17 protein-coding genes and 3 pseudogenes are annotated in these 18,718 nt (G+C 33.9%); 5 read left to right on the top strand and 15 right to left on the bottom strand.

Annotated elements, in window-relative coordinates; all coding sequences use genetic code 11:
- Positions 1 to 16 precede the first annotated feature (16 nt).
- Entirely contained in the window at positions 17 to 1,045 is a 1,029-nt protein-coding gene (locus ACN6MX_RS10175; RefSeq protein ID WP_419962488.1) for an ABC transporter permease, read from the bottom strand.
- Entirely contained in the window at positions 1,042 to 1,881 is an 840-nt protein-coding gene (locus ACN6MX_RS10180; RefSeq protein WP_419962489.1) for a hypothetical protein, read from the bottom strand. Before ACN6MX_RS10180 ends, ACN6MX_RS10175 begins: the two co-directional genes overlap by 4 nt.
- A gap of 88 nt (positions 1,882 to 1,969) precedes the next feature.
- On the opposite strand from ACN6MX_RS10180, the gene ACN6MX_RS10185 reads away from it, so the two are divergent.
- Positions 1,970 to 2,311, top strand: a complete 342-nt coding sequence (locus tag ACN6MX_RS10185) for a hypothetical protein (RefSeq protein WP_419962490.1) — start codon at positions 1,970 to 1,972, stop codon at positions 2,309 to 2,311.
- A gap of 118 nt (positions 2,312 to 2,429) precedes the next feature.
- Here the strand turns inward: ACN6MX_RS10185 and ACN6MX_RS10190 are convergent.
- A pseudogene (locus tag ACN6MX_RS10190) lies at positions 2,430 to 2,899 on the bottom strand (DUF4188 domain-containing protein).
- A 575-nt stretch (positions 2,900 to 3,474) separates the two neighbouring features.
- On the opposite strand from ACN6MX_RS10190, the gene ACN6MX_RS10195 reads away from it, so the two are divergent.
- Positions 3,475 to 4,056, top strand: a complete 582-nt coding sequence (locus ACN6MX_RS10195; protein ID WP_419962601.1) for a YitT family protein — start codon at positions 3,475 to 3,477, stop codon at positions 4,054 to 4,056.
- Between the two features lie 439 nt (positions 4,057 to 4,495).
- On the opposite strand, the gene ACN6MX_RS10200 is transcribed toward ACN6MX_RS10195, so the two are convergent.
- From ACN6MX_RS10200 to ACN6MX_RS10225, 6 genes and pseudogenes are all read right to left on the bottom strand, one after another.
- A complete protein-coding gene (locus ACN6MX_RS10200) occupies positions 4,496 to 5,821 on the bottom strand; it encodes a HAMP domain-containing sensor histidine kinase (protein WP_419962491.1) in 1,326 nt (441 codons plus the stop codon).
- Positions 5,818 to 6,402, bottom strand: a pseudogene (locus ACN6MX_RS10205) (response regulator transcription factor); the annotation flags it as partial. The gene ACN6MX_RS10200 and the pseudogene ACN6MX_RS10205, both read right to left, overlap by 4 nt.
- Before the next feature lie 602 nt (positions 6,403 to 7,004).
- Positions 7,005 to 7,820, bottom strand: coding sequence for a ZIP family metal transporter (locus ACN6MX_RS10210; protein WP_419962492.1), 816 nt, complete (start codon positions 7,818 to 7,820; stop codon positions 7,005 to 7,007).
- A gap of 299 nt (positions 7,821 to 8,119) precedes the next feature.
- A pseudogene (locus tag ACN6MX_RS10215) lies at positions 8,120 to 8,396 on the bottom strand (DUF1541 domain-containing protein); the annotation flags it as partial.
- A 319-nt stretch (positions 8,397 to 8,715) separates the two neighbouring features.
- Positions 8,716 to 9,813 carry an ABC transporter ATP-binding protein gene (locus ACN6MX_RS10220; protein ID WP_419962493.1) on the bottom strand — a complete coding sequence of 366 codons (1,098 nt, stop codon included), beginning with the start codon at positions 9,811 to 9,813 and terminating at the stop codon, positions 8,716 to 8,718.
- Between the two features lie 120 nt (positions 9,814 to 9,933).
- The gene (locus tag ACN6MX_RS10225) at positions 9,934 to 10,824 is read right to left on the bottom strand and encodes a PucR family transcriptional regulator (protein WP_419962494.1); all 891 of its coding nucleotides are present in this window, start codon (positions 10,822 to 10,824) and stop codon (positions 9,934 to 9,936) included.
- A gap of 252 nt (positions 10,825 to 11,076) precedes the next feature.
- Here ACN6MX_RS10225 and ACN6MX_RS10230 point away from each other — a divergent pair, with 252 nt between their 5' ends.
- From ACN6MX_RS10230 to ACN6MX_RS10240, 3 genes are all read left to right on the top strand, one after another.
- Positions 11,077 to 11,307, top strand: a complete 231-nt coding sequence (locus tag ACN6MX_RS10230) for a hypothetical protein (protein ID WP_419962495.1) — start codon at positions 11,077 to 11,079, stop codon at positions 11,305 to 11,307.
- Positions 11,308 to 11,468: 161 nt separating this feature from the next.
- On the top strand, positions 11,469 to 11,672 hold the full coding sequence (locus ACN6MX_RS10235) for a hypothetical protein (RefSeq protein ID WP_419962496.1): 204 nt from the start codon (positions 11,469 to 11,471) through the stop codon (positions 11,670 to 11,672).
- Positions 11,673 to 11,691: 19 nt separating this feature from the next.
- A complete protein-coding gene (locus tag ACN6MX_RS10240; RefSeq protein WP_419962497.1) occupies positions 11,692 to 11,979 on the top strand; it encodes a spore coat protein in 288 nt (95 codons plus the stop codon).
- A 117-nt stretch (positions 11,980 to 12,096) separates the two neighbouring features.
- Here ACN6MX_RS10240 and ACN6MX_RS10245 read toward each other — a convergent pair whose 3' ends face one another.
- The 6 genes from ACN6MX_RS10245 to ACN6MX_RS10270 are packed head-to-tail and all read right to left on the bottom strand — an operon-like array spanning position 12,097 to position 18,616.
- The gene (locus tag ACN6MX_RS10245) at positions 12,097 to 14,373 is read right to left on the bottom strand and encodes a glycoside hydrolase family 65 protein (RefSeq protein ID WP_419962498.1); all 2,277 of its coding nucleotides are present in this window, start codon (positions 14,371 to 14,373) and stop codon (positions 12,097 to 12,099) included.
- An 11-nt stretch (positions 14,374 to 14,384) separates the two neighbouring features.
- The gene (pgmB, locus tag ACN6MX_RS10250; protein WP_419962499.1) at positions 14,385 to 15,062 is read right to left on the bottom strand and encodes a beta-phosphoglucomutase; all 678 of its coding nucleotides are present in this window, start codon (positions 15,060 to 15,062) and stop codon (positions 14,385 to 14,387) included.
- A gap of 24 nt (positions 15,063 to 15,086) precedes the next feature.
- Positions 15,087 to 16,118, bottom strand: a complete 1,032-nt coding sequence (locus tag ACN6MX_RS10255; RefSeq protein ID WP_419962500.1) for a LacI family DNA-binding transcriptional regulator — start codon at positions 16,116 to 16,118, stop codon at positions 15,087 to 15,089.
- A 55-nt stretch (positions 16,119 to 16,173) separates the two neighbouring features.
- Complete coding sequence (locus ACN6MX_RS10260; protein ID WP_419962501.1) at positions 16,174 to 16,878, bottom strand: YesL family protein; 705 nt, start codon at positions 16,876 to 16,878, stop codon at positions 16,174 to 16,176.
- A gap of 26 nt (positions 16,879 to 16,904) precedes the next feature.
- Positions 16,905 to 17,741, bottom strand: coding sequence for a carbohydrate ABC transporter permease (locus ACN6MX_RS10265; RefSeq protein WP_419962502.1), 837 nt, complete (start codon positions 17,739 to 17,741; stop codon positions 16,905 to 16,907).
- The gene (locus ACN6MX_RS10270) at positions 17,741 to 18,616 is read right to left on the bottom strand and encodes a carbohydrate ABC transporter permease (protein WP_419962503.1); all 876 of its coding nucleotides are present in this window, start codon (positions 18,614 to 18,616) and stop codon (positions 17,741 to 17,743) included. The genes ACN6MX_RS10265 and ACN6MX_RS10270 overlap by 1 nt, the downstream gene beginning before the upstream one ends.
- Between the last annotated feature and the right edge of the window lie 102 nt (positions 18,617 to 18,718).

Raw genomic sequence — 18,718 nt, forward strand, 5'->3', positions numbered from 1 at the left:
AACTACAGAGCACTCTCTATAGTTTTTGTTTTTCCTTATAAAGCAGCTTCATTTTTTCTTTTAATTGCTGTTGATTCCATTCAACTGTTTTATCAGAGACAAATGAAACTTTCTTGCGTTTCGGTATCTTCACTTGACCACTTACTGCTCGAGTATAGCCTTCTATCATCGCAGCAATGGCTAAAATGACAAGTGCAAAGCAAATAGCTGGTCCAAGTGGTAACCAGGGAACTCCCTGCAAATAACGAAAAGAAGACCCAAATAGACCTGCCCATTCATAAGCAATCGATTTAGGGGGATCACCACCCATTGGTTCATAGCTGACATCTGTCCCTCCTATATACAGTTGTAAAAGTCCTAAATGAGTAAAGACAACTAAGGTTTCCACGACCTGTTGACCGTATAAGACGAATAGTTTTTCGCGCATCATTGGGAATAGATGTTTAGTAATAATTCGGAACTTACTTGCACCCAGAGTTCTTGAGGCTAGAATATATTCTTGCTGATACAATAAGTTAGATTCATTGCCAATTAGAGAAGAAACAATCGGAACCGTAATAATGGCCATTAAAACTACTTGGATGACAATACGCTCCCAGACAGTTGTGGAGAATCCTTCCATCGGCTCCCATAACACGGGATAGAGCATTAAATAGGAAAATATAGTCATCGGTACATAATGAAGAGGATCGATGAAACTATTAATCGTGGTGCGACGTTTTTGCCAATATGTCCCGATTACAAACCCTAAAGGCACAGCTATTAGCATACGTAATGCAGCGACACCCATAGCTGAAATAATCGTATACTTTGCTCCGAGCATAATTTTAGCCAACATATCAAAACCGTACTGATCGGTCCCTAGCGGATGCAGCCAACTTGGAGAAAGAGGTGCAGCCTCTATTACTCGTCCTTTTTCCATTATAAAATAGGTTTGTTTCGGGTCTGGACCATTTATCCATTCAAAAACAAAGCTTCCAATGAGAAAGAAAACTAATATGAGAAAACCAAAAACAAAATAAGGTTGCTTCCATAACAATTTCATAATATAGCACCTCCACGACTCATCCGACGTAAAAAGTACCACTCAAAAAAGCTATATACGATGAACACTGGGATGAAAAAACTACAAACAGTTATTAAAAATAACTCTCCAGACATATGCTCGCTTAAGTGAAACATAATACCTGGCATATTGAACATTCGCTCTAAGATGAATAAATTAGATAGCATAAACCACATCGTTTTTTTTGATTGAAAGAAAATACTAATGATAGCATTACGGAAAATATGTATAAGTAAAATAATGACCTTATTAAATCCAAGCGATCTAGCGAGCTCCACATACAATTTTCTTTCCTCTGCTTCAAACGTCAGCATACTTAAGCGATAAAGCTGAACCATCGGCAAAATCATTAAACAAAAGACTGGAAGAAGGTAGATTTTCTCTCCACCCGTAGATGCAATTCTCATAAAAATACCCGTATGTTTATGTACAATGATAACTAGTAATTGGATAAGTAAAATAACTAGAATATCAGGTAATGATTCCAAAAAGAAAAATATTGTTTTGATGCGTTGTCGTGCACGTTCTTTAAAAAGCATCGTAATTACAGTAAATGATAAAGCAAAAATAACTGCAACAAGCAGTGCTAAAAATAATATTTCTAGTGAATAGAAGATATAATCTCCAATATAACTACTATAATATGTATCTAGAAAATGATTAAATGGAAAAATTACAAGTAAATGTTCCCTATATGCTCTCCACCAAAACTCTCCTTTTTGAAAGCCATTAATAAGAATTGGCAATCCACTAATAAGCAGAATACCGATGAATGCAACAACTAATTGAAACACCCATTTCATAAAACGTTTCACAAAAAATCCCCCTACTGCCTGAAAGTTATGATGAAATTATCATAACATAACGAAAACGAAAAATAGATAATATTTTGTAAACTCTAAGGTGAATGTATCAATATTCACTTATTTTGCTAATAACTATCACCTGGATTACACATTATTCCTAAACAACCTTCGAATTTTAGGCGTCGAACGAGATGTTTTTAATGTTCCAATTGAAAACATGAGTAATGGCCAAAAGAAAAAGATAGAGTTTGCTAAATCCTTAGGAATACCAGCTGAGTTTTATATATGGGATGAGCCATTAAACTATTTAGATGTCATTAACCAAACACAAATTGAAACGATGCTATCGGAATATAAACCTACACTTTTATTTGTAGAACACGATCAAACGTTTATCTCGAATATTGCTTCGAAAACTGTAGAAATCATCCCGTATTAAATCTAATAGTTTATTAATTTTATTATAGAAGGTTTAAATAACTATACTATAGTAGTCCACTGTCAATACATTGGATAGTGGACTTGCTTGTTGATTTAAAGTTTTTGGCATAATTATCTTATTTACCTATTCTATCCCTTGCTGAATCTGTCTTGGAACCTACCTGAATATGAGTGAAAGCTTTGGAAAGTCCGCGCATTGGCATATTATTATATATAGCCTCCGATGCACCCTTTTCAATTTTGTATGTTTCATGGTAAATCCCAACACTTCCATCATTTTTAATCTTTTGGTTAAAGGATTTCCAAGCAACAGAATGAGTTTGCCCGCGAGCATATGCCTCCAAATCCTCAAAGCTCTTCCAATACTTGATCAGTGTAACTCCCCTCCAGTTAAGATGAAATTCAGTGTGAATGAATCCCAATTCGGGATTTTGATACAATTCCTTTATCATTGGTCCCATCGCTTGAAAAACTGGTACCCACTTTGTGAACGAAAAAATTTGTTAATACGCATGCCGATAAAAAATAAAACAAAACTCTCCTCCGTGCTTGCCATAAACCTACCATTATAAATTTTCTTCCCCAAAAATTCTCCTCCTGATTCATGAACAAAGTTACCGAATATAAAAGTCGACCAAGATATACATAAAGCAAAGTACTAACCCAAAATATAACAATATAGGCTTCATTTATTCCACCCATTTTTACTTTATTTATAGAAGCAACTTGAGTCTGCATCTAATATCTCTTTAAGTACCATACTTCAAAAACTTGCTGCTTCTATTGGAGAGAAAGGGCTCAAGATATTTATTTTCTACATATCTTTATCCTCATACGTATAGTATCCGTGTATCAAATTATACTCTTTGTCATCAACAATTATTTTTCCATCTAAATACATTGAACTAGCTTCATCTCTATCAACTTGACTACATCCTATAAGAATGACTGATGTTATAAATAATAGAAAAAATCTCCTTATTTGAATCCTCCTCGTATATTAAAAATACAGTTCCGCTTTTATTTGAGTGTACACGTTTTTTTGAATTCTTCAGAAATCTCTAGTGGAGGTCGAATAAATAAACATTTTCCTTAACCATAGCCACATTTTTATTTACATTTTTTCATAGTCTATATACATGGATGTCCTTGGGAGTGATGATGCATTTGATAAAAAAAGGCTTGGTTATACTAGTTGGAAGTATTTTTATAGCATTAGGTATTAATCTTTTTTTAATACCATTTAAAGTGTTAGACGGTGGAATTATTGGGATAGCCCTAATACTAAATTATCTTTGGGCTTTAAAACCTGGATTAATGATTATTTTCCTTAGTATTCCAGTCTTTATCATTGCATGGTTTAATTATCGGGAATATTTCTATAATAGTTTGCATGGGATGATCATCTCTTCTTTTTTGATTGATTTGCTGCAGCCGTTAGTGGGCTTTATACATATGGAGGCAATTTATAGCTCTATTTTAGGTGGATTTTTTGTTGGTGTTGGCATTGGTTTAATGCTGCGTTTTAAGACAAGCACAGGAGGCACCGATTTAGTAGCTCAACTACTTAGTGATAAAACGGGCGTAAATGTTGGTATACTTATCTTTATTATTGATTCGATAGTTGTGTTATGTGGAGGGCTATTATTGTCTGCCGATACATTACTACTATCAATTATTACGATTTTTTTTGTAGGAGTTACAACGAGTTTTATCACAAGGAAAGTTCGACAAGTTAAGTGATAAAAGCTCAAACCGTAACGTAAAACTTATACATCCCTTTAAAAAAGTCATAATTTTTTTACTATAGAGCCAACCCACATGGCTTTAACCCGTTCTGAAACATTTTCATACTCTGTGATGCAGCTTTTTTTACTGCATGGTTGGCTCACATGTTGCTTTACTCCAAGAAGAAGTAAAGCCTTTTTTCTAATTGAACTAAAGGGCAGTTTAAATTAAAGAAGAGAATGGGGTTTTTATGCCACATTAAATTTATCTCCTTTTATTGCTAATAACTGCTAATATACCTGCAAAAAGAGCGACAACTACAGAGATTATGATGCTTACACTCATTTTATAAACCTCCTTTAACTAGAACAAATAGTATGAGCAACATTAGTTCAAACAAAAAATAAATCAGAATTCGACCAAAAGTTGTTTCCATTCCCAATATTGTATAGAGCTATTTACTTCGAAATGAATGGAAATTTACATATTTCATAAAAAATAGCGCACTTCTACTTCTTGCTTTATCTACACGATAAAAGCGATTAAGCACAAAAGATAGTTCCTCTTTTGGAATGCCTACTCCATAATCTTTTACCTCAATCGTTAATTGTTTGTCTGTATGTCTTACATTAATCTGTATGACCTTTTCATTTGTTGAATATTTAATGGCATTGTCTAATAAAATAATCATTATTTGTTCAAGATGACTTTTTAAAATTTTCAAGGTAAAATCCGTACTAATATCTATAGTGGAGGATATTTCAAAATCATTATTTACAGTTTGGAAATTTTCAACAATTTCCACCAAAGACTCTTTTACTTTTACATTTATCGAGGAATTCATGGTTGTAGTAGGTTCTTCTACTCTTGATAGAGCCAATAATTCCGAAACAAGGTTAATAAGTCTGTTGGTTTCATTTAGACTTAAATCAATAGAGCGTTCCAATACTTTTGGATCATCCTTACCCCAACGCTTGATAAGCGACAAATGCCCATGTATGATGGATAACGGTGTTTTTAATTCATGCGACGCATCTTCTACGAATTGTTGCTGCTGCTGAAATGACTTCTCTAAGTTATCCATTAGTTCATTAAACATAACCCCTAACTCCGTCATTTCATCCCGTTGCTTGTTAATCTGAACCCTTTCTTTCAAACCATTTTCTTTTATCCCTCTCATTGTTCTAATCATTGAGTTAATTGGTTTTAACAGTTGAAAAGAAATAAGTCTGCCGCCAAATAAGCTAAGGAGAATGGCAACCAGTCCTGTTACGATAACCAACATAAATATTTGATTAATCAAACTATCAAAGTTCTCTAAATTACGAACTATTTCTACGGTTCCTTTAAAGCCATTTACCTCGATTGGCCTCCTAAATATCAACAAACGATCGCCTTTTGGAGAAAATTCCACTAGTTCTTCTTTTGTCACATTTTTTGGAGCCACCCAACTCTGTGGTACCTCGTCCGATATCGTAAATAACGGAGAATTGTCTTCCTTTACGATTCTTATCAGTTGATACTTTTCATTCAGAACGTCTAAATAGTGTTCACTTTCCGAAACATTCCCTTTAAAACTAGAATTTTGAATATACGCGGTTACTTCTTCCATCTTTTTTTGAAGTGTTTGTTTTTCTTGATTAACTACCCAGTTCTGAATAACAAAATACTGCAAAACATTATAAGAAAGAAATAAAAATATCATTAAAAATGCGGCCCATAAAGTTAACTTCCATTTAATATTGATATGCTTTGGAATTAAATATTTTAATCCTTTCATTCTCTCATCACATACCCCATCCCTCTCATCGTTTGAATATAATTTTCTTTATCTACAGAATCTAGTTTATTTCGAAGATGTCTTACATAAACATCCACGACATTTGTTTCAATTTCTGCATCATAACCCCAAATATTTTCTAGGAGAACCTCCCTAGTTAAGACACGATTAATATTTTTCAAAAACATAAACAATAATTCATATTCCTTTTTCGTTAGTTCTATCAATTGTTCGCCCTTTTTTAATAATCTTGATTCAATATTTAACTCTAAATCTTTAAATGATAAAAGCAGGGTAGGCAAATCATTTCGTTTTTCTTCTCTTCTCATAATGACTCTAATTCTGGCCAGAAATTCCTCTATCGCAAATGGTTTGGGGATATAATCATCTGCGCCACTATCAAGTCCTAATACCCGATCCATTACGCTGTCCCTTGCTGTAATCATAATGATTGGAGTATCCTTTACTGCTTTTAATCTTCGGCAAACTTCGATACCGTTTAACTTTGGCAGCATTAAATCTAAAAGGACAATATCCCATTTTCTTTCTAATGCAAGTTCAATCCCCTCTCTTCCATCATAAGCAGCCCACCGGAAACGACCCAATAAACGTAAAAAACTTCATAATTGAGATCAGTGTTTGTGATTCAAAACCTCGAATAAAAGAAATCAATGTTTGATCAAATAGAACAATTTTCTGAGTACTAATTAGAATTGCCATACAACTAAAACCTATTAGTGAAACAAGACCTATTAGATAAGCACTTAACAAAAGCCCTTTTAATTTCATTTCGATAACTCCTACTTTCATTTATCAGATAAGATCGTATTCTGCATACACTTAAGAGTATCAATTAAAAATTAAAATTTGAGTATTGAAAGATTAAAAAAATTTAATGTTGTACTTTTTTTGTAACTTCAAAAAAAGGAGTTTTATCTCCTTTAGTAGATGCAGTATAATATTAAACAAATTGAAAACTATTTTTGCCTTTCTGTTATTCGATATCTTTGTTGGACATGGCGAACATTAATAAAAATTAAAACCCATAATGACTCCAAATGGGTCATTATGGGCTATATGCTTTTGGGATTGTATCCTACAATAAATAAATCATTATTTGTGGGTTAGGTCCGTATTAAAGCAGCATGGCTAAGGCTACGAATGAAACAAGCATAATATGCACTTATCCAAATGCTACATCCAGTATCATCATCAGTGTGAATCCTAACATTAAACAAATCGATGCTAAGTCTTTATTTCCATTTTCTTGTGAGCCAGGAATAACTTCTTCTATTACTACAAATATCATCGCACCTGCTGCAAAACTTAATGCATATGGGAGAAGCGGTGTCATAACCGTAACTGCAAGAACCCCTATCACGGCTGCAATAGGTTCTACCAATCCTGAAAACTGACCATATAAGAAGCTTTTCCGACGAGACATACCATCTCTTCGTAAAGGCATTGCAACAGCTGTACCTTCAGGTAAGTTTTGAATACCTATCCCTATAGCTAAAGCAACAGCTGCTGCCAAAGAGGCGGATGGAAAACCAGCGGCCACAGCACCAAAGGCAACGCCAACTGCAAGTCCTTCAGGTATGTTGTGCAATGTAATAGCAAAGACAAGTAGTGTACTCCGGCGCTTATTCTCGGGTTTTATCCCCTCTGCATCTTTCAATTGGGAAGTTGGATGCACATGAGGAATAATCTTATCTGCCACCCATAGAAACCCGCCCCCCAACAAAAAACCAACAGTTGCTGGAAACCACGATGGCATAGAACTACTTTCTGCCATTGAAATGGCAGGCGAGAGCAACGACCAAAAACTCGCGGCAATCATAACCCCACCTGCAAATCCTAACATTCCATCCATCAGCTTTTGATTCAACGTTTTCGTTGTGAATACTAAAGCAGCCCCTATCGCAGTCATGCCCCATGTGAAAAGGGTAGCTAATAATGCCTGGTTTATGGGGCTTAGTGTTGCTATAAAATCAATCATTTTATCTTCCCCCCTTAAAAACATCATTTTTTGAGCCAACTTTTTATCAATTATATTGTCATTGTATGCCGGAAGTTTCCCTAACGCAACATTTTTTGAAAAATAAATAAAAATTGAGCTTTGAGTTTGAGATATTTCGATCTTACTTGCTCCATTGTTTCCACTGTAGTTGTTTTATTCTTTAGAATATAAAAATGCCCCTTTAGCCAAAAACATCCAAAGAGGTAAAACGGTGCAACTTTTTTATAAACGGTAATTCTTTATTCCACAAAAACAACATTTTGTGGAATCTTTATCTTTTATTTAGCAGAAAGTTCACTTTCTGTTACACATTTATGATTTTTTACTACTTTCCCTCCTGTAGTCGGAGTGTAATCGACCATAAATACCGTCGTTGGTTCTGTCGAATCAATTTCAGCGGTAGCACCTTTCATACCAGCCATATGATCTGCCTCAATCGTAACTTTTGTTCATGCCCCTAAGGTTTATCCCCTGCATTTTCAATTTCTTCTTGAATTACCCATTTGTGATTCTTCACTCTATCCCACCAGTTGTGGGTGTATAAGAAATGACATATTATGTAGACTGTTACGAGGTTGTACTTATAATCTCAACCATCATTACAATGTTTATTCCCTTATTTATTTGATATAAACTAGGATTATCTATCAAGAACCTGAAGGATTTTGTAAAAAGGATTTCCATTTCGTTATGTTAAATACATTTCGCTTAATATTTTTTCATAAAAATGAGCGTTGATTCGCCCTGAATCAACGCTCATTTTAGATTATAAAACGTGGTTCTTCTTTAATCGGTAATTAATTTATAGGTAGATAACATTAAAAGCCTATAATCACTTTCGAAAGTAAATTTTTTAAGAATGTTTATCCCGGTTCTATTTAATGCGTTGTTCCGTTTCCTTATCAAAGAAATGTGCTTTACTAAGATCAAATGCTAAATCGATTGTATCCCCTGCTGAAATATTAAAACGTGAGTCAATTCGAGCAACAAAGTTTTGATTGCTCACTTGCGAATAAAGAATAATTTCCGCACCCATTAACTCAGCAACTTCTACAGAAGCACTCACTTTCGTTTCAGGTGAAAAATCTAGGAACACTTGCTCATCATTAATATCCTCTGGACGAATACCAAGAATGATTTCCTTTCCATCGTATCCTTGCTGACGAAGAATTTTAAGTCTGCCATCTGGCACTAATAATTTTACATCATCCATCACGAAATGATTGCCAACCAATTTACCATTTAAGAAGTTCATCGCTGGAGATCCAATAAATCCACCGACAAATACATTATCTGGCTCGTCGTATACCTCTTTTGGTGCACCAACCTGCTGAATAACTCCGTCTTTCATAACTACTAATCTAGTAGCCATTGTCATTGCTTCTGTTTGGTCATGCGTTACATAAATAGTTGTCGTTTGCAGACGGCTATGTAGCTTTTGAATCTCTGCGCGCATTTGCACACGAAGCTTTGCATCTAAGTTAGATAATGGTTCATCCATTAAGAATACTTCCGCATCACGAACAATTGCTCTACCAAGTGCCACACGCTGACGTTGACCACCAGAAAGAGCTTTTGGCTTACGATTCAACAGACTTTCTAGTCCTAGAATTTTTGCTGCATTATCTACACGTTTTTTAATCTCGTCTTTTTTAAATTTACGAAGCTTCAGTCCAAAAGCCATATTATTATATACGTCCATATGTGGATATAGCGCATAGTTTTGGAATACCATCGCAATATTGCGATCTTTTGGTGGCACATCGTTCACTCGTTTATCACCGATAAATAAATCCCCTGAAGAAATCTCCTCTAATCCAGCGATCATACGTAATGTTGTCGATTTACCACAACCAGATGGACCAACTAATACTAAAAACTCTTTATCTCGTATTTCCAAATTAAAGTCTTCTACAGAAACTACGTTATTGTCATATACCTTTTTGATATTTACTAATTTAAGTTCAGCCATCCTAATTCCCCCTTGAATTGTAAGTGCTTTCATTATTAATAGAATACTATATTTCTAATTTTCAAGAAATGGGAATAGTGCACAAAGATGTGGAAGAACTTAGTGAATATTTACTAAATATCATCTTCTAGCTAGCAATGCCAAGGATACGGTCATCGCATCATGAAATTGTCGTATATCAATCCCAGTCTTATCAACGAAACGATCCAATCGATATTGCAAACTGTTACGGTGTAAATGGAGTACTTTTGCTGTCTCGGAAAGATTTAAGTTACATTTGAAAAAAGTCTCAATCATTTTAATCGTCTCTTCGTCGTGTATGTACTCTTGCAATATAATATTAGAAATATCCAATCGCAATTCTGTTTCAGTTTGCTTTGTTAGTATGAACGGTATAGCTTCCACATACGTCACTACCGATTTGTTCGTATAGAGGAAAACGCATTTAGCCAAATTGGTCAATGAATTATAGTGATGTGTTATATCCGCTATATCCTTTTTATATGGTCCTACAAAAAAGTTAATTTTCACATATAAATCACTCATTAAAATATCAATTATCTGCTCAAATGAAATACTTTCCTCTTCTATCATTTGTTGCTCTATGATAAAACCTTCGTGCTCACTGTCCCATAAAATAGGTACTTGCTTATCAAAAAGTGCTTCTATGGCATCTTTAAACAAGACCGGTTCTATTTGATTTTTATTAAATGAAAAATAAACGAACCGAAAAGGGTTACTCGGTTTCCAGTCCTTCTCCTCTATTAGTACGGCAGAAAAAATAATTTTCCTCCAGTTTCTTTCTACTTCTGTCTGTGTAGGAAACTTCACATTATACGGGGATAGAAAAGTAGTTAATAATGAAACATCTTTGGAAGTTAGCTCATCGTTCCGAATCCCGAGGATTTCATCTTTATCTGTAGCAAACCATTTATAATCTATGCCTAATTCATCCGAACCGTCCTTATATACTATTAATGTCGAGTAAATTTCCCTTAATTGATCGATCATTATCTAAACCTTCTTTCGAAAGAATTATCATCTATGTATCCAAGACTTTTCTAAAAACCGCTATTACCATTACTATACAATTAAATTATTGTTATTGAAACTAGATAAGGATAAGTTGAACGTTTCTTTAATTTTATGTGAGTTTAATAACAGTTCTTCACAATAGCTATTTTATAATGTATTAAATATCAAGTTATATAGCGAATTTTTCTCCGTATTTGTTTCATACTGAAAGCTAAAGGGGTGAAAAGGATGAAAAAAGAAAAGTTTTTAGAGATGGAAACAACTGAAGCAAACATTGAATTGAATAAACTAGTGAATGAGGACAATAAAATTACCTACAAAAAAAGAGCTAGCTCTTCAGCTGAGGCAAATATTGCTATCCAAGAAGAATTCTATACTGAAAACAACCATAAGGAAGCACTGCCAACACACGTCAATTATAACGCCCTAGGTTTTAAAATCACTGATAAGGAAAATTAATCAAGCTTAGAGGAACTTCAGAAACATTATTTCGAGGTGATCAATCGGAGACGTTAAAGATGTCCGCGATTATAAAAGAGTGAAATGATTTTATAAAGGATAAAACAGATCAATACAAACAATACTAACTTTACTTTACATTGTTTGGGAGGTGAAATAAAATGACCGTTCTAACGATGAAAGAATTGGCATTTATTGAAGATGAAATACGTGGAGAGGAGATAATCGCAAAAACGATGAACTGGTGTGCAACACAATGCAAAGATCAAGAGCTAAGAAAAACACTCGAAGAAATAGCGGAAAAACACCAGTTAAAGATTGCCAGCCTAGCCCAATACTTCAATTGGACTAACAACACTCAATAATTTTAAAAGGTGGGTTTATATGCCAAATAATATCGCAGGACGCGGTTTAACAGACCGTGAAATGCTCCAGCTTTGTCTAGAGCTGGAGAAGGGACGCTGCCGCAGCATTAGTAATACAATGTTAGAGACCACACATAAGCAGCTTCGTGAAATTTATGAAAAATGTTTTGAAAATGCGAGCTCAAACCATTATCAGCTTTTTAAAATAATGGATAACAAAGGTTGGTATAAGACCGAGCTTGCATCTAAGGAACAGGTTGCCAAAATACAGGAACTTATGCAAAATAACCTGAATCCAGATGACTAGTTTTTAGCTAAGCGAATGATTGTCCCTCGAATTTTAAAGCATTTTTTTCACCAAAAAATTAAAGCATAAATTTCCAAAGGGAAAATTTATGCTTTATGTCAAAACTAAGGCTTCTTTTTATACCGCCTTCTTCCTATTTTCACCTATTTCAAGGTCAATAATCTCTCCGTTATGTAAAATGGATAAACTATCACCTTCTATTAACGAATAGGTTACTGTACTTCTTTCCATTTTGATAGTAAATGTTCTATTTTGATATTGCAAGTTAAACTCCAATGATTCCCAATGATTAGGAAGTGTAGGTGCTAATGAAAGACCGCTTTCCTTCACTCTTAAGCCAGCAAAACCATAAACAATTGCTAGCCAAGTTCCTCCCATATTCGCCATATGAAGCCCGTCCTTCGTATTACCATGCGTATTTTCCAAATCTAATCGCGCTGTTTTTCTAAAATATTCATAAGCTTTCGCTTTATCACCTAATTTGGAAGCCATCACACTAAATATACAAGAAGACAAGGAAGAATCATGTGTTGTAATTTGTTCATAGTAATTATAGGAGTTATTCATCGTTTCAAAATCCTGTTCATCTTCCAATAAAAAATGAGCAAGTACTGTGTCTGCTTGTTTACATACTTGATATCTATAAAGGGTTAATGGATGATAATTTAGTAAAAGCGGGAATTTCTCTTTTGGCGTATTTTCTAAATCCCAGCGATCTTTTTGTAAAAAACTATCATCCTGTGCATTGATTTTATACTCTTCATCATATGGAAGGTACATTTTCTCACCAGCGTCCGTCCATTCGCTTACTTCTAGCTGAGATAAATTCAATTTATCGCTTAAATGGTTCAGTAACTTGCTATCCATTTCTTTCAAAAGATTATATGTCTTAGCAGCCCATAGTAAATTATGCTTCGCCATGACATTTGTGTAATAATTATTATTTACAATACATGTATATTCGTCTGGTCCCGTAACACTATCAATTCTAAAAAGTCCATTTTTCATATGCCCTGCATCAATCCATAGACGTGCAGTTTCAAATAGAATTTCAGCCATATAATCCTTTAAAAATGCAACATCTTGTGTTACTAAATAATATTGAATATAACTATAGGCGATATCCGCACTTATGTGATACTGTGCAGTACCTGCCGGGAAAAATGCAGAACTTTCAGGTCCTGTGATTGTTCTCCAAGGAAATAACGCCCCTTTTTTATGTCCCATTTCCTTCGCTCTTGCTCGAGCACTATCCAAAATAGAATATCTTTGCAATAATAAATTTTTGGCAATTTGCGGATTAGTCATTAAGAAGACTGGAAATATATAAATTTCAGTATCCCAAAAATAGTGGCCCTCGTATCCCTCTCCTGATAAGCCTTTTGCTGCAATATTACTTACTGGGTCTTTCCCAACTGATTGTAAAAGCTGATAAAGGTTAAAACGAATTCCTTCCTGAAGAGAAGCATCTCCAGTGATTTTCACATCCGCTATACTCCAAAACCTATCTAAGTACTCTTTTTGCTTTAATAAAAGATCTTCAAAAGAGGTCCCTTTTAACTGTTTTTGAATAGCCAATGCCTCTTCAATAACAGTAACCCCATGCCTTAATGTGTCTGTATACACATTATATTTTGTAAACTGAATAGGCTCATTTCCATTACATAAATAGGTCTCTTCCACACTATTATCAGTTATTTTACTTGCATACTCGTATTCATCATTATCAATCATAGAAGAGGTTACACAAGCAACTTCTAGCTTCGTTGCATACGTAATATTTTTCACAATGCTGTAGTTTTCTTCCTTTAGAACTTCTGCTACATGAAGTCTTTTAGCGTGACCTGAAGCAACTCTAGGATCGTTTTTATCCACAAAGTTAGAAACATTGCCATCGACAATAGAAACAATTTTAACTTGTTGAATATTGCTAAGGGGCACTATCTTAACTTCTATTGCAAACAATTCTTTCGTAACAAACGAAATAAGTCTTTTATAATGAATTTTGGCTTCCTTGCCTTTAGCAGATTTCCAATGTACAATTCTATCGGCATAACCTGCATCCAGATGCAAATTTCGTTCTAACTGTAATACTTCTCCATCAAATAATGAAAATTGCTCATCATCCAAATAAATATTTATCGTTTGCGCATCAATGACATTTAAAATTTTCTGCTGTATATCTGGAAAAGCATGGAGTTTCTCACCATAATTGATTTCCGTTTCATCATGAAAAGCATTAATATATGTACCTCGAATAGAGCTATATGTACTTTTATAGCCCTCTTCAAAATTTCCTCTAACACCTAGATAACCATTCCCTATAGACAAAAGGCTTTCATTTAGCAGAAGGCTTTGGTTATCTATTTCTGATTTAGTTAATTTCCAAGTCATTAAATTTCACCTCAGCTATTATTTTCGCTGTATCTCTTCATTATTTCTTCAAAATCTAACTGAGAAGTATCTTCAACTAAATAGTCCGCCTGAGATAAATGTTCTAGTGAACCAACACCAACTGAAAACATATTTGCTTTGTTAATAGCTTCTATGCCAGCTGCTGCATCTTCAATACCAATGCACTCTTTATGCGGGATACCGAAGAAATCAGCTGCAGTAGTGAACGTTTCAGGATCCGGCTTTCCCCTTGAAACCTTCGATGCATCCACAATATAATCGAAATAACTAGTGAGTCCTAGCTTCTCTATTACATTTCTTGCATTTTCACTTGCTGAACCAAGAGCAATTTTAATATTTCGTTTTTTATTGTTCTTTAGTAAATCTTCAATTCCTGGTAAAATGTTTTCTTCATTTATTGATTCTGCTAATTCTAAATAGAATTCATTTTTTTTATTTGCTAATCTTACTTTTTCCTCATTACTCATCTTTAACAAAGAAGCATTCAATTGTAAAATTAGCTCAAGAGACTCCATGCGGCTAATTCCTTTTAGTTGCTCATTAAATTGTCTATCTAATGAGATACCAAGCTCTTCTGCGAGTTTTTTCCATGCTAAAAAGTGAAATTCTGCTGTATCCGTAATAACACCATCCAAATCATATATAAACGCTTTTGGGTACTGATTCATTAGATCCTTCCTTTCTTCGAAGAATTATTTGATATAAGAAGGCGAAATAGTCTTGACACTTCCCCGTTCTATTAATTGATGCTCTACATTTACATGCTTCCGATCTACTTTACTTTCCATTAAGTCTTGCAGTAATTGCGCTGCCACTTTTCCTATTTCAAAAAAATCTTGGCCAATTGTAGTGAGTTGTGGGTTTGTGTAACTACTAAATACTAAATTATCAAATCCAGTAATTGATATATCCTCTGGAATTTTAAAACCAGCTTCCCCTACTGCTTTCATTACTCCAAATGCCATTAAATCACTAAAGCAAAGAAAAGCAGTAGGACGCTTTGTTTTCAAATATTCTTTTGCTAATTCATATGCTTCGTGCTCTGAAAAATCAGCATACATAATCTCCTCAAAGTCTAACTCTAAGCCATTGAGCTTAAAAGCTTCTTGAACCCCTTTAATCCGCTCTGAATTCACGTATGTTTTTTTTCTTCCTGCCACCACTACAATATCTCGATGATTACGTTCTATTAAATACAGGGCAATTTCTTTGCTAGCTTTTACATTATCAATAGAAACGCTTCCAACGAGCCCATTATTCGTTTCAGGTATAATATCGAGCACAACACAAGGTATATTTGTATCAATTAGTTCCATATAGTATGGATCATCTATACGTATTCCCTGTAAAAGTGCACCGCCAATATTTCGTTCTCGACAGTACTGGGCATAGCTCTTTTTCTTTTGCCGCAGTGAATCGATTAGGTAGATGGACAATTCAAACTGACTGGATGACACGGCTGTATATACTCCCTTGAATATATTAAATGCATTATTATCTTTTTCACTATTGTTAAGAACACCTGATGAGATCAATCCAATAGTCATTTGCTTTTTGGATGATAAGTTCTTAGCTACTATATTTGGTGTATAGCCCATCTGGTTGGCAATCTCGAAAATTCTTTGTCTAGTTTTTTCATTGACATCGGTATAATTATTAAAGGCTTTTGAAACTATACTTACTGATACTCCAGCTTCTTTTGCAACATCTTTTATAGTAGTCATTTCTATAAACCACTTCCTAAATTTAATGAGTAAATGTTCTTTTACAGCGAGCTACTTAAGTACCTTTATTAATAAGAGCTTTCTCCTGCACCTTCAATGAAAATCTATAGAATACCGCAAAAGATAAATAGATACTTATGGAACCTATAAAAAATGGAAATAAAACAATAAGCTTCGTAGTACTTAGGTAAAACAATAATGAATTACTAAGAAGTATTACAAAAAATAATAAAGGACTTCCAATCGTCACAAAAAACGTATTCTTTAACAATTCTCGAATGTTCATTTGAAAATGCACATTCAGTGAAAAAAAGTTATTCGTAAATACGAATAGTACAAGACCTATAATAGAGAATACCGTAAGTAATAAGTCGTTTTCATTAGTAAAAAAATAAAAATCCATTATCCAAATGAGCCATATAGAGGTCAAAATTAGACCAGCCAAAACACTCTTTTTGTAATTAGAGATCATATGCGAAAAATACGCTTTCATAAGAGATGGATGATCTATCTTCAGCATCCAATCACGAGACATTGCAAATAATCCCATCGTACTTGGGACAAATAATATAGGTATTAGAAGTATTAAAGGCACATAGTAAAGTACAAATTCAATACTGAAATTATTAACGTACAAACTTAATAGAATAATCGCAATAGGAATATTGATAATCATCCACAAAATATTAACAACAGAAAATCGCATAATCCATTCTGTTGTACTGTACAATACTCCTGTAAAACCTGAAAACCATTGCATTCACTTACCTCCTGCGGAAATAGATTTTACTTTACAGCCCCTTCCCCAATACCTTTAATAATATGTTTTTGTGCAAGAACATAGAAAATAACAACAGGAATAATTGTTAACATCAAGCCAGCCATTGCTAAGTTCCACTGAATCGTAAATTCACCAAAGAAATAAAAAGTAGAGAGTGGAATTGTGCGAAGTCCTTTATCAGTAAGTGTTAGGGATGGTAGTAAATAATCATTCCATATATTAATAACGTTTAAAATCATTACAGTAACAGTGATTGGTTTTAAAATCGGAAAAATAATTCTCCAGAAAACCCCAAACTTCGATGCACCATCAATTGTAGCAGCTTCCTCCAATGTAATCGGTATAGACTTAACGAATCCATGATATAAGAAGACGGAAATACTGGAACTAAAACCAATATGCATAAATATTAAACCTTCACGGGTATTAATCATTGGAATATGTAACGTATTAGTTATAGTGCTCATGAATTGCATTAAAGGCATCATTAATGTTTGAAAAGGAATAAGCATAGTTGCAATAAAAATCATGAAAATAATCTTACTTAGCGTGTTATCAGTTCTTGCTAGCATCCAAGCTGTCATAGAAGATAATACAACAATAATGAGAACAGAAATTATAGTTATATATAATGAATTAGCAAGTGCATTCAAAAAGTTCATTTTTTCCATCGCTTCTACATAGTATTGGAAACTGAATTCTTTAGGAAGTGCTAAAACATTTTCATATAATTCCTGCCTATCTTTAAATGAGTTGACAATAATTATATAGATAGGAGATAGAAAGAACAGCGCTGCAATGAGGAGTAAAAGCTCTTTAATAATTTTATACGACTTTTTCATTACAATTCTACCTCCCTCTTTTTCGTAATATAAACTTGTGTCAGTGTTATTGCAGCTACTATTAAGAAGAAAATAATTGCCTTTGCCTGACCATATCCATAATTACCATAGCCAAAGATTTCGTTATAAATGTTCATCGCAAACATTTCAGTGGAATTTGCGGGTCCCCCACCTGTTAAAGAAAGGTTAACGTCGTAAATTTTAAATGCTGATGAAAGCGTTAAAAACAAGCTAATCGTAAAAGCAGGCATTAATAGAGGGAATGTAATATTTTTTAACCTTTGCCACCAGCTCGCACCATCAATCATAGATGCCTCCATTACATCGTTAGGTATACTTTGTATTCCTGCGATATAAATAATCATAATATACCCTGCCATTTGCCAAGTAAAAACGAAAACTAAAGCATATAAGGCAAAATCCATATCGATAAGCCAATTGAAAAAGACCTTTTCAAGACCAGTTACTTCACCGATTAATGTAAAAACATCTAAGAAGATAAACTGCCAAATATAACCTAATATTAATCCTCCGATCAAATATGGCATAAAAACCATCGTACGTGCGGCATTAGCTATTCGAAGTTTTGATGTAACCAAAAGAGCAAAAACAAGTCCAACTATATTTACGGAGATAACTGCTAATATAGTGAATAAAGTTGTCTTCCAAGTAGATTCAAGAAAACGCGTATCACCAAATAACTTGATAAAATTATCAAAGCCAACAAACACTTTTGGATTAGCTGCTATACCATCCCACTTAAAAAAGGAATAATATATGCCGATAACGAATGGAATAACTACTACTGTCAAAAAAATTATAAGTAACGGCGCAGTAAATAATAAATACCACCCTTTATTATATTTATTTTGCATGTAAATCACTCCTTTCTAATAGTTTATAAATAGATTGAATAAGGAAGTACTGGACACCCCTAAAATGGTATGCCCAGACTTTATTTATCTATCTTCTTAGTG

The organism is Psychrobacillus sp. BM2 (assembly GCF_048572895.1).
GTDB lineage: Bacteria > Bacillota > Bacilli > Bacillales_A > Planococcaceae > Psychrobacillus.